The sequence below is a fragment of the Micromonospora sp. WMMA1947 genome, assembly GCF_027497355.1.
Lineage (GTDB): Bacteria > Actinomycetota > Actinomycetes > Mycobacteriales > Micromonosporaceae > Micromonospora.
The window spans coordinates 4715105-4727401 of sequence record NZ_CP114909.1; the positions used below are offsets into that span (position 1 = coordinate 4715105).

Annotated in this window: 10 protein-coding genes; 4 read left to right on the forward strand and 6 right to left on the reverse strand. The window is 74.1% G+C overall.

Annotation, left to right across the window (positions count from 1 at the left end):
- The first annotated feature begins 206 nt into the window (after positions 1-206).
- The 4 genes from O7604_RS22240 to O7604_RS22255 all read left to right on the forward strand — a co-directional run bounded on the left by O7604_RS22240 (position 207) and on the right by O7604_RS22255 (position 6723).
- Positions 207-3146: a helix-turn-helix transcriptional regulator gene (locus O7604_RS22240; RefSeq protein WP_281577645.1), complete on the forward strand. Its 2940-nt coding sequence runs from the start codon at positions 207-209 to the stop codon at positions 3144-3146.
- 113 nt (positions 3147-3259) lie between these two features.
- Complete coding sequence (locus O7604_RS22245; protein WP_269705698.1) at positions 3260-4030, forward strand: DUF5995 family protein; 771 nt, start codon at positions 3260-3262, stop codon at positions 4028-4030.
- Positions 4031-4125: 95 nt separating this feature from the next.
- Positions 4126-4548: a hypothetical protein gene (locus tag O7604_RS22250; RefSeq protein ID WP_269705699.1), complete on the forward strand. Its 423-nt coding sequence runs from the start codon at positions 4126-4128 to the stop codon at positions 4546-4548.
- A 78-nt stretch (positions 4549-4626) separates the two neighbouring features.
- Positions 4627-6723 (forward strand): amino acid transporter, encoded by a 2097-nt coding sequence (locus tag O7604_RS22255; RefSeq protein WP_281577646.1) that lies wholly within the window; start codon positions 4627-4629, stop codon positions 6721-6723.
- A gap of 39 nt (positions 6724-6762) precedes the next feature.
- Here O7604_RS22255 and O7604_RS22260 read toward each other — a convergent pair whose 3' ends face one another.
- The 6 genes from O7604_RS22260 to O7604_RS22285 form a co-directional block, all read right to left on the reverse strand.
- Positions 6763-7722 carry a TIGR03557 family F420-dependent LLM class oxidoreductase gene (locus O7604_RS22260; protein ID WP_281577647.1) on the reverse strand — a complete coding sequence of 320 codons (960 nt, stop codon included), beginning with the start codon at positions 7720-7722 and terminating at the stop codon, positions 6763-6765.
- A gap of 175 nt (positions 7723-7897) precedes the next feature.
- The gene (locus O7604_RS22265; RefSeq protein WP_013286658.1) at positions 7898-8104 is read right to left on the reverse strand and encodes a hypothetical protein; all 207 of its coding nucleotides are present in this window, start codon (positions 8102-8104) and stop codon (positions 7898-7900) included.
- A 108-nt stretch (positions 8105-8212) separates the two neighbouring features.
- A complete protein-coding gene (locus tag O7604_RS22270; RefSeq protein WP_269705702.1) occupies positions 8213-9415 on the reverse strand; it encodes a low temperature requirement protein A in 1203 nt (400 codons plus the stop codon).
- Positions 9416-9637: 222 nt separating this feature from the next.
- Positions 9638-10621: a helix-hairpin-helix domain-containing protein gene (locus O7604_RS22275; protein WP_281577648.1), complete on the reverse strand. Its 984-nt coding sequence runs from the start codon at positions 10619-10621 to the stop codon at positions 9638-9640.
- 253 nt (positions 10622-10874) lie between these two features.
- Entirely contained in the window at positions 10875-11222 is a 348-nt protein-coding gene (locus O7604_RS22280; protein WP_281577649.1) for a TcmI family type II polyketide cyclase, read from the reverse strand.
- Positions 11223-11284: 62 nt separating this feature from the next.
- A complete protein-coding gene (locus O7604_RS22285) occupies positions 11285-12124 on the reverse strand; it encodes a BTAD domain-containing putative transcriptional regulator (RefSeq protein ID WP_269705705.1) in 840 nt (279 codons plus the stop codon).
- Between the last annotated feature and the right edge of the window lie 173 nt (positions 12125-12297).

Genomic DNA, 12297 nt, shown 5'->3' on the forward strand with positions numbered 1-12297 from the left:
GGCGTGGTGATCAACATCGCACCCACCCTTTCCCTGTTGTGGTGCCCGACGACCTCAGCAGACTTCCACCACCGGGTTCTCGGGGGATCTGTAGGACGACGTATGTCGGGCACCCGCAACCATTAGTCGTGTAGTCGACGCGAGGAGTACGAGTCCGGCCCGAAGGCCGTAGAACGGTGCGGGGACCTGTGACTAGGCTGCGTCCCATGGCCAGCGACGTGGACACCGCACCGCTCGTCGGCCGATCCGGCACCATGGCGACGCTGCGGTCGGCGCTCTACGACGACCTGCGGCCCGGGCAGACCGGCGCGGTGTTCCTCACCGGAGAGAGCGGAGTGGGCAAGACCCGCCTGCTGACCGAGGCCGGCGAGCAGTTGCGACGCAGCGGCGCGCTGGTGCTCACCGGCACCTGTCTCGACATCGGAGACGCCTCGCCGTTGCACCCGGTCCGGCAGGCGCTGCGCCGGCTCGACGCCGAGCAGGCCGACGCGCGCACCACATCGGCCGTCCGCGGGGTCCTGCAGGTCTTCGACGAGGAGACCCCGGGCCCGGACGGCGCCGGGGCGCTGCTGGAGCGGGTCGCCCAGGGCCTGCACCTGGTGGCCGGCGGGCGTCCGCTGGTGCTCGTCCTCGACGATCTGCAGTGGGTCGACCGCAGCACCCGACAGCTCCTGCTCTACCTCCTCGCCGGGCTGGGCGACCTCCAGCTCTCCGTGCTGGCCGCGATCCGGGCCGAGTCGCTGCGCGGCGCGCACCCGCTGCGCCGGGTGCTCACCGAGCTGCGCCGGCTGCGTTCGGTACGGGTGATCGACCTGCTGCCGCTGGAGCGGTCCGCCACCGACGAGCTGGCGGCCGCGGTGGTCGGCGCGCCGTTGCCGCCGGAGGCCGCCGACCAGCTCTGGCAGCGCAGCGGCGGCAACCCGTTCGTGGTGGAGGAACTGGCCCGGGACCGGCGCGACGGCCGCGACGGCCTCTCCGACACGCTGCGCGAGGTGTTCCTCGACCGGGTCGACGCGCTGCCCCAGCCGGCGCACGCGGTGGTGCACGCGGTGGCGGCGGGCGTCGAACCGGTCGAGCACTGGCTGCTGGCCCAGGTGGTGCGGCTGCCCGAGGAGGAGCTGCTCGACGCGGTCCGCGAGGCGGTCGCGCACCGCCTGCTGGTCGGCGCCGACGACGGTTACCGGCTGCGGCACCGGCTGGTCGCCGAGGTCCTGGCCCACGAACTGCTGCCCGCCGAACGGGCCGCGCTGCACCGCCGCTACGCCGAGGCGCTCACCGCCGTACCGGCCGAACTGCACCAGGCCCGGCTCGCGCACCACTGGCGGCAGGCCGGCGAACCGGCCCGGGCGCTGCCCGCCGCGATGGCCGCGGCCCGCGAGGCGGAGCGACTGCACGGGTACGCCGAGGCGCACCGCCACTGGTCCGCCGCGCTGACCCTGGCCACCGAGCCGGCCGCCGTCCTGCCCGACGGGGGACTGCCGGAGCCGGTGGACGTGGACCGGGCCGAGCTGCTCAGTCACGCCGCCGAGGCCGCGCACCACAGCGGCGAGCACGCCCGCGCCCTCACGCTGCTCGAGGAACTGGCCGACGACCCGTCCGGCCCGCCGGTCTGCGGGTTGCGCATCCGCCGGGCCCGCTACCTGGCCGCGGCCGGCCGGTCGGCACCCGCGGAGCAGGAGTACCGGCGGGTGCTGGACTCGCCCGACTGCACGCCGCAGGAGCGGTGCACCGCCGCGGCCCGGCTGGCCGAGCTGCTGCTGCACCTGGGCCGCTACGCCGAGGCCGGCGACCAGGCCCGGGAGGCCCTCGCGCTCGCCGCCGACGTTCCCGGCACCACCTCCGAGGTGGTGATGGCCAGCGCCGCGCTCGGGTTCAGCGAGGCGTTCCTGGAGGATCCGGCCGCCGGGCTGGCGGTGATGCGCCAGGCGCTGGACACCGCCGAGCGGGCCGGGCGCCCGGAGGACGTGGCCTGCGCGTACCTGCACCTGGCCGAGCTGCTCACCGGGCCGCTGAACATCCTCGAGGAGGGGGTGGTGGTGGCCCGCCGGGGTGCCGACCGGGTCGCCGAGCTGGGGCTCGGCCGCACCTGGGAGACCCGGCTGCTGGCGGTGGCGACGAACGGACTGTTCCGGGTGGGGCAGTGGGCCGAGGCGGAGAAGGTCGTCGCCGCCGCGCTGCGGCACCGCCCGTCCGGGGCCGACGCGGTCGAGCTGCTACTGGCCCGGTGCCGGCTGTCCGTCGGGTACGGCGACGTCGAGGCGTCCGACCGCGACCTGGAGGCGGTGGCGACGGTGCTGGCCGGTGGCGGCGCCCGGCACGTGCTGCCGATGCTCATCCTGCGCGCCGGCCTGGCCATGTGGCAGGGCCGGCACGACCTGGCCCGGCAGGCGGTGCAGCGGGGCCTGACCGAGAGCCGCTCCGACGACGTGATCGTGCTGGCCACGCTGGCCTGGCACGGGCTGCGCGCGGAGGCCGAGGCGACGGCCAGCCGCACGATCGAGGTCGACCCGAACGCGGTACGCCGACTGCGCGAGGTGGTCGACCGGGTGACCGGCAAGAGCGCCAAGGCGGGCGCCCCGGTGCGCTACGTGGCCGAGGGGTTCCTGGCGCTCTGCGAGGCCGAGCTGAGCCGGCTCGAGGACGGCCGCGGCGACCCCGCGCTGTGGGAGCGTTCCGCCGCCGAGTGGGACCGGCGCAACCACCCCTACCCGGCCGCGTACTCGCGGTTGCGGCAGGCCGAGGCGCTGCTGGGCCGCCGCAGCCGGGTGGCCACCGCCGGCAAGCTGCTGCGCCGGGCGCACGAGATGGCCCAGTCGCTCGGCGCGGTGCCGCTGACCGCGGAGATCCGTACCATCGCCGCGCGGGCCCGGGTGACTGTGGACGCCGCGCCGGAGGCCGCGCCGGTGCCCCGGCAGCGGGCGGCGGCGCCCGCCGGACCGGCGGTGGACGAGCTGGCGACGCTCACCGCGCGGGAGCGGGAGGTGCTCGCCGCGGTCGCCGAAGGGCTGACCAACCGGGAGATCGGCCAGCGGCTGTTCATCAGCGAGCGGACCATCGGCGTCCACGTCTCGCACATCTTCGACAAGCTCCAGGTCCGCACGCGGGTGCAGGCCAGCGCCATCTTCCTGCGCAACGGCGCGGAATAGGCGTACGTCGGCAATACGTCGTTCGACGGATCCCTGTGTGGACGGTGACTGGCAGGCTGTCCCGCGGAACAGGGGTGGCGTCGTGGGGGCGCCGGCCGGCTGATGGAGGAGAGATGACCGAACCGGTCTGGGGTCCTGTGCACCAGGACATCGTCGGCCTTCTCGCCGACCATCCCGCCGACGTGCCGGCGGTCGTGGACCATCTGACCAAGCTGCAGGACCTGCTGGTCCGGCTGCCGCCGCTGGAGGAGAGCTGCCCGCTCGCCGACTTCAACAAGCTCTACCTGATCATCACCAGCACCGTGCTCGACGGCCTGTACGACGACCGGTTCTGCGACCCGGCCTTCCTGGCCCGGCTGGACGTGGAGTTCGCGGCCCGCTACTTCGAGGCGCTGCGGTTCTGGACCGACTCCAGCCCGAGCACCCCGAAGGCGTGGTCGTGCCTGTTCAAGCGCATGCGCGGCCCGGACGCCCGGCCGCTGCCGTCCGCCGCCGCGGGCGTCAACGCGCACATCAACTACGACCTGCCGTTCGCGCTGGTGACCACGTTCGACAGCCTGGAGTCCGAGCCGATCGACGGCAGCGACCAGCACCGCGACTACCTGGAGATCAACAAGATCTTCGCCGAGCGGATCCCGGAGCTGCGCCGTGGCTACCTGGACAACTGGCAACTCATGATCGACATGGTGAACGGCGACATCGACGACTGGTACCAGGGCGAACTGGTGGGGTACACCCGGAACGTGGCCTGGCGCAACGCGCAGAAGATCTGGCGCTGCCGGCACGACCCGGACGCCCGCGAGTGTGAGCGGACGCGGCTGGACGACAACGCCGCGCTGCTCGGCCGGCTGCTGCTGTCGCCCCTCGGGGCGTTCCTGCAGTAGCCGGGACGGGGGGTTCCCGCGTCCCGCCGTCCGGGCGCGGGACGCGGGAACGCCCCCCGGGGTGTCGAGCCCGCCGCACCGGGTACCTCGCCGCCGTGCCGCGAGACGAACCAGCCGGCCCCGGGGCGCTCCCGCCGGGCCCGGTCCGCCGCTTCCCGTTCCGCTTCGACCCGGCGTTCCGGCTGCCGCTGGCCCTGCTCGGGGTCCGGCCCGCCACGGCCTGGCTGGACTGGGGACCGGACGCGCTCGTCGTCCGGTTCGGTCCCTGGCTGCTGCGCACCACGCCGGACAACGTCACCGGGGCGGAGCTGAGCGGACCGTACCGCTGGTGGCGGGCGATCGGCCCGCACCTGTCGGCGGCCGACGGCGGGGTGACCTTCGGCGCGAGCGTGGCCGGCGGCGTCTGCCTGCGCTTCGCCGAGCCGGTTGCGGCGCTGGTGCCCGGCCCCTGGCTGCGGCACCCGGCGGTGACCGTCACCGTGGCCGACCCGGCGGCGGTGCGCGCGCTGGCCCGCTGACCGGATCTTTGACCGGTTCGGCCGAGCCGCGCCCGGGACAAGCCCTACCGTCTTTGCCAGGGGGACGAAGGGGAGCAGATGGGGCAGGCGGGGGACGCGGAGCAGCCCAGGCGTGCGCGGGAGCGGCGCCGGGAGGCGCACGCGGCCGCGGCGGCCCGCGCCGGGCGGCACGGCGACCACGCCGAACGGTCCGGCCGTACGGCGCCGGAACTGCCGGAACGGGTGGCGGCCCCGGCGCGGCCTGCCGCGCCGGCGGGCCGGCTGCACCGGTGGCTGTTCGCGCACCGGGTCGAGCCGGTCGGCCCGGAGGTCCGCGAGCACCAGACCCGGTCCCACCCGTGGTGGCAGGTGATGTGCCTGACCGGCGTCGACTACTTCTCCACGCTGTCCTACCTGCCCGGCATCGCCGCCGTGGCGGCCGGCGCGCTCAGCCCGCTGGCCACGCTGCTGATCGTGGCGCTGACGCTGCTCGGGATGCTGCCGATGTACCGCCGGGTGGCCCGGGAGAGCCCGCACGGGCAGGGCTCGGTGGCCATGCTGGAACGGCTGCTGCCGTTCTGGCGGGGCAAGGTCTTCGTGCTGGTGCTGCTCGGCTTCGTCGCCACCTCGTGGATCATCACGATCACGCTCTCCGCCGCCGACGCCAGCGTGCACCTGCTGGAGAACCCGGTCCTGCCCGCGTCGTTCCCGCACGGGCAGACGGCGGCGGTGCTGGTCACCGTGGCACTGCTGCTCGTGCTCGGCGGCGTGTTCCTGCTCGGGTTCAGCGAGGCCGTGCAGGTCGCCATCCCGCTCGTGGCGGTGTTCCTGGCGCTGAACGCCGTGGTGGTGGTCGCCGGGGTGGCCGAGGTCGTCGCCGACCCGGGTCTGCTCGACGACTGGACCGGGCGGCTGGCCCACGCCGGCGGGCCCGGCGACATCGTGGTCACGAGCGTGCTCGCGTTCCCGCTGCTGGTGCTCGGCCTGTCCGGTTTCGAGACCGGGGTGAGCATGATGCCACTGGTGCGCGGCGAGGGCGACGACGCGCAGCGGCGGCTGGACGCCCGGATCCGCAACACCCGGCGGCTGCTCACCACCGCCGCGCTGATCATGTCGGTCTACCTGATCGCCACCACGTTCGTCACCACCGTGCTGATCCCGCCGGAGGCGTTCGACCCCGGCGGGCCGGCCAACGGCCGGGCGCTCGCCTTCCTCGCCCACGAGCACCTCGGGGAGGGGTTCGGCACCGTCTACGACATCAGCAGCGTGCTCATCCTCTGGTTCGCCGGCGCGTCGGCGATGGCCGGGCTGATCAACATCGTGCCCCGTTATCTGCCCTCGTACGGCATGGCGCCGGAGTGGGGGCGGGCGGTGCGCCCGGTGGTGCTCGTCTACACCGCGATCAGCATCGCCATCACGATCGCGTTCGGCGCCGACGTGAACGCCCAGGCCGGCGCGTACGCCACGGGCATCCTCGCGATGATGGTCTCCGGCGCGATAGCGGTGACCATCGCGGCGTTGCGCGCCCGCAGCCGCGCCGCCGCCGCCGGCTTCGCGCTGCTCACCGCCGTGCTGCTGTACGCGCTGGTGGAGAACGTGTTGGCCAAGCCCGACGGGATCACCATCTCCGGGTTCTTCATCGCGGGGATCATCGCGGTGTCGCTGATCTCCCGGGTCACCCGGACCACCGAGCTGCGCGCCGAGCGGATCGAGTTCGACGAGCCGGCCCGACGCTTCGTCGACGAGTCCGTCGCCCGGGACGGGCGGCTGCACCTGATCGCCAACAAGCGGCAGCGCGGGTCGGTCAAGGAGTACCGGGTCAAGGAGCGGGCGCAACGGTCGATGAACCCGGTGCCGGGCGCCGCCGACGTGCTGTTCCTGGAGATCGACGTGAGCGACCCGTCCCAGTTCAGCCAGGTGCTGCGGGTGCACGGGGTGGAGTCCGGCGGCTTCCGGATCCTGCGCGCCAGCAGCCCGGCCGCGCCGAACGCGATAGCCGCGATCCTGCTGGCGCTGCGCGACGCCACCGGTGTCCGCCCGCACTGCCACTTCGAGTGGTCGGAGGGGAACCCGATCGCGCACCTGCTGCGCTATCTCATCCTCGGCCGGGGCGACACCCCGCCGGTGGTGCGGGAGATCATCCGCAAGTCCGAGCCGGACCCTACCCGCCGCCCCGGCATCCACGTCGGCGGGTGAGGAACGGCCGGGACACGGGACCGGCCGAGGCGCGGTGGGCTAGCCGAGCGCGCGTACCCGGGCGAGCAGGTCGCGGGCGCAGAAGTCCAGGAAGCCGTCCGGGTCCGGGCCGGCGTTCTGGAACACGATGTGGTCGAAGCCGGCCTCGACGTACGTCCGCGCCTTCTCCACGTGCGGCGTCGCGTCCGGGCCCACGGAGAACTGCCGCCGGATGTGGTGGTCCTCGACCCAGGAGGTGGCGGCGTCGAAGTTCACCGGGTTGGGCAGCTCGCTCATCACCTTCCAGCCGGTGACCGCCCAGCGGCTGGTCTCCTTTGCCGCGCGTACCGCCGACTCCTCGTCGGCGGCCCAGGCCATCGGCACCTCGGCGTAGCGGGGGCCCTGGCCGCCGGCGTTGCGGTACTGGTCGACGATCGACGCCTTCGGCTCGGTGGCGAACAGTCCGGTGCCCAGCTCGGCCGCGAGACCTGCCGACTCCCGGCCGCTGGCGGCCACGGCGAGGACCGGCGGCTGGTCGGGCAGGTCCCAGATCCGGGCGTCCTCCAGTTGCAGGTGCCGGCCGTCGTACGAGCGGTATCCGCCCTGCCAGAGCAGCCGGATGATCTCCAGCGCCTCGCGCAGCCGCTCGTGCCGCCCCCGGACGCTCGGGAACCCCTGCCCGACGACGTGTTCGTTGAGCCGCTCGCCGGCGCCCACCCCGAGCGTGAACCGCCCGTCGGAGATCAGCGCCATGGTGGCGGCGGCCTGCGCGACGATCGCCGGGTGGTAGCGGACCGAGGGGCAGGTGACACCGGTGGCGAGGCCGATGCCGGTGGTACGCGCGGCGATCGCGCCGAGCGCGCTCCAGGTGAAGCAGGAGTGCCCCTGCACCTCCAGCCACGGGTGGTAGTGGTCGCTCATCTCGACGAAGTCGAAGCCGGCCTCCTCGGCCCGGACCGCCTGCCGGATGAGTTCCTGGGGCCCGAACGCCTCCGAGGCGAGCTTGTAGCCGATCCGCATGCCCGGTTCTCCGTTCCCGTCGTCGGCGAACCGCTGCCGTTCCCACCCGTTCCGCCCGCAAACCCGGCCGGACCCAGCCTCCTAGGATGCCGTAGGGGTGGTGACCCGGCGGACACGAAACGGCCCGCGCTCGACGGGCGGGCGCGGGCCGGGAGGGGAGTACGGGAGCGGCGGCCTACTTCGACGGCTCGGGGAGCTTGCAGTCCACCTTCGGGTTGGCGCCGATGTAGTTCAGCGGGCCGGCCACGATGGTGACCAGGATCGTGCCCGCCTCCGCACAGTTGGTTTCGTCGTTGCCGTAGTAGCCGCGCTGACCGGCGGCGATGGCGCCGATGATGAGCCAGATGACGACCAGGACGCCGACTATCGAGGTGCCGCGCATCAGTTGCCTCCACTGGGGTTGTGGTGGATTCGAGGTGGAGGCCTTGTACCCCGTCCGGGTGATCCGCCAAACGGCGCGCAGGTGCCGGCACGGCCGATTCCGATTACCTCAGTGCGGCGGCATCGGCTCCTCCGGCGGGCGGCCCCGGCTGCGGCGGTAGTCGGCGAACGCCACTCCGGCCAGGACCAGCATCGCCCCGGCCGAGGCGTAGACCGGCGCGAGGAACAACCCGGCCGGCGCGATCGACAGCAGCGCCAGCACCCCGCCCGGCCGCGACGGCGAGACCCGGCTGAACACCTCGTACTCGAAGGCGGCCCGCCCGGCCAGGAACAGCGCCGGCCCGCCGAGGATCACCGCCAGCCAGGCCGGCGGCGTGTGGCCGGTCGGCTCCAGCAGGACCAGGTCGAACCCCGCCGCGGTGGTCACCACCCCGGCCACCATCAGCAGATGGGTGTACGGCGCGGTGTTGAGAAACCGGCTCGGCTGGGCGGCCCGGGCGATGGCGTGCGGCAGCAGCTCACCGGACTTGTGTACGTAGATGCGCCAGAGCAACAGCGTGGTGGCGAACGCGGTGGCGAACGCGACCAGGTTCTCCGCCTCGGAGTGGTGCAGGCTGAACACGGTGCCGGCGACCAGCACGGCGTCGCCCAGCGCGATGATGAAGAACTGCTGGTACCGCTCGGACAGGTGCTCGGCGGTCACGTTGCGCTGGGCCTCCGGCACCGCGCCCAGACCGGGCACCGGGTACGCCAGACGGAACCCCAGGTAGTCGATGGCCAGGGCGGCGGCCCAGAACCACAGGCGGGCGGTGCCGTGCGCGGCCAGCGCGCCGACCAGCCAGGGCACCGCCGACACGGCGAACCAGACGAAGATACGCAGTGCCCGGCGGTTGCTCTGCGGGTGCCGCCGGACGGCGGGCATGAGGAACAGGCCGCGTCCGAGATGGATCGCCACGTACGTGCCGCCGAACACCAGCCCTCGGGCGCCGAACGCCTCCGGGATGGCGGTGGTCATCAGCAGGGCGCCGAACATCACCGCCACGATCAGCAGCTTGATCTCGGTGCGCTGCGGGTCGTAGATGTCGGTGACCAGCGTGGTGATCGCCCAGGTCCACCAGATCGCCATCAGCATGACCAGGGACTCGGCGGCCCGTTCCCAGGTCACCGACCCGACCAGGTTGCGCGAGATCAACGCGAGCGCGACCACGTACACCAGGTCGAAGAAGAGTTCGAGCAGCGTCACCCGGCGCGGCGCCTCCGGATCGCGGACCGGCGGTCGCCGGCCGGCGGGCTCCGGCGCTGCGGTGGGCACGAGACGCTCCTGCGGGTGGCGGTACGCGCGGCGGGCCGTCGCGGCCCCTCACCGACCGTAGCGACGCCCGTCCCCGCCCGGCCCGTTTTCCGGCATACCGCTCCGGGTTGGGGGTGATGGGGTGGCTGGTGATGTGGCCAGTCCGGCGTGCTGGCGGATGGCGGAACGCACCGGGCCGGTGGCGACCATCGTCACCACCGGCCCGGGAACGCGCAGGACCGTCTACTCGGCGCCGGCCGGGAGCACCCGGTCGGCGTCCGCGCCGATGCCCGCCAGCACCTTCGCCTGCTGCGGCCAGGTGGCCAGACCCGGCGCGGAGCGCAGGCCGGCGGCCTTCACCGTCTGCCGCAGCGCGGCCTCGTCCAGCTCGGCGAGCTGCCGGTAGGTGCGGATCCCGGCGTCCTGCAGGGCGGCGGCCAGCTTCGGCCCGATGCCCTGGATCCGCCGGAAGTCGTCCGGCGCGTCGCTGTCCGCCGCGGCCGGGGCGTCGTTCTCGACCGAGGTACGCGGCGCGGGCACGGCGACCGGCTCGGTTGCCTCGACCGGCTCGGTGGCCTCGACCGGCGCGGCCTCGGTGGCCGGCGCGTCGACGGCCGCGCCGACCGCGGGCTGCTTCTCCGTGACGGGCTCGTCCTCGGCGAGGGTGGCCGGAGCCGCCACCGGCTCGGCGTCGGCGGTGGCCGGAACCGTCACCGGGTGGGCGTCGACGGTGGCCGGAGCCGGCTCGGCGTCGGCCACGGGCGCGGCAACCTGCTCGGGCTCGGGCTCGGGCTCGGGCTCGGGCTCGGCGGCGACGGGCTCGGACACGACGGGCTCGGCGGCGACCGGCTCGGCGGCGACGGGCTCGGACACGACCGGCTCGGACACGACCGACTCGGCGGCGACCGGTTCGGACACGACGGGCTCGGCGGCGGCGGGGGAGGACTCGGCCGGCTCGTCGGCGGTGCGGGCGGTGGCGACGGCCGGTTCGGCGGTCGCGGTCTCGGTGGGCGCGGGCTGCTCGGCCAGCGTGGCGGCCGCCGGGGGCTCGTCGACCACGGCGACCGGGCGCGGCTCGTCGACGGTGGCGGTCACCGCGGGGGTGGTCTCCACCGTGGGCGTCGCCGGGGTGCCGGACCGGCGGCGGCCGACCAGGAACCAACCGGCGCCGAATCCGATGAGCAGGGCCAGTATCACGAAAAGCCACTGCCCGAAGCTCGACGGCATGGCCAACCTCCTTCTATATGTACGTGTACGACGGTGCCGAAAGACTCGGGGCAGCTTCGCACACGCGCGCGGCGCACGACAGGCAGGCCGGGGCCGGGCCACGACGGTGGGACCGGCGGTGTCGGCCGGTGGCCGGAGCATGACCGAGCGTGTGCCGTGCGGCCGCGTCGAACGGCGTCGGAGGGCGGGGAGACGCCCCGGAACCCGGTGCCGTGCGTGGTTCCGGGGCGTCCCGTCCGTCGCCCGTGGCCGGTCAGTGGATCCGGTCGGGCGCAGGGGTGTCGGCGGCGTCCCAGCTGTAGAAGCAGCCGGCCACGGCGTCGCGGGGGGAGTTCCAGGTCGGCAGGTACGGCGAGGTGTGCGCGGAGAGCCGCTTGTTCACCTGTTCGTAGAGCGGGTGGTCGCGCAGCTCCGCGGTCAGCCCGGGGTCGACGTCGACGGTCTCCATCAGATGGACGCACAGGTCGTGCAGGTAGTACAGCGACCGGTGCCGGACACCGGTGAGGTGGGGAAGTTCGGTCGCGTCGGCCTCGGCGAAGATCTGCGCCACCCGTCCCTGCGCACCCGGCACGATCCGGCTGACCACCAACAGTCGACTCATCGTGACCCCTCTCGCCGCGGCGGTGCTGGGTTCACGGTGCCGGTCGCGCTGTCACCTGGCCGTCACCGCGTACCCCGGGGCATTGATGGTGGTGGCGGCGCGGCGGGGGCGCGCGGCGCCGGCTTGGCGGTCCGGTCGGTGCGGCGCGGCGGCGGCTCCGGGCGGCTGGCCCGGCGGATCGGCGCGAGGGTGTCGTCGAGCAACGCGGTCATCGCCGGGGACGGTTCCAGGCGCAGCTCGCGCAGGAGCAGGTCCCGGTAGACGTAGAAGGAGTGGACCGCCTCGAACGCGTTGCCCTCGGCCAGGTGGATGCGGACCACCAGGCGGTGCGGTGTCTCCCGCAGCGGCTCGGCGGCCATCGCCTCCAGCGCGGCCTCCAGCGCCTCGCCGTGCCGTCCGGCGGCGAGGTGGTTGCCGGCGAGTTCCTCCAGCATGTGCAGGCGCAGCTGGCGCAGCCGTTCGCGTTCCAGCAGCACCCAGTCGTCGTACCAGCCGGGGAGCAGGTCGTGGCGTCCGGCGCCGGCGGCGCCGCGCGGGACGGCGCCCTCGCGGACCAGCGCGGCGGTCTCCACCAGGTCGTCCACGTCGAGGCGGACGGTCGGTCCGAGGCGGACGGTGTCGCCGTCGGTGCGCAGCGGGCAGCACGGGTCCTGCCGCAGCCGCCACAGGGCGGTCCGCAGCGACGACAGCGCCCGCTCCTCCGGCGTCTCGGGCCACAGCAGCCCGGCGAGGTGGCTGCGGGTCGCGGCCGGCCGCAGGCCGATCAGGGCGATGACGCGCTGCAACCCCCGGGGTACGACCACCGGCGCGTCGTCGTGCAGCAGCTGGAATCCGCCGAGCAGGTGCAGTGACACCCGTGGGGCGGGTTCGCCCGCCGTCGGCATTCTCGATCCACCCGACACGGCGCACCCCCCAGCACCGGAACCCTCGTCCCGACGTATCGCGTTGCCCGGACCGCCGCCCGCGACGCCGGTGTCGGAACGCCTCCGCCACGGCCGGAAGCTCCACCGTGGCCGGGCTGACCGAGACGCAGAATATCAACGCCTGTTACTCTCAGTCAACGATCCGTCGGTCA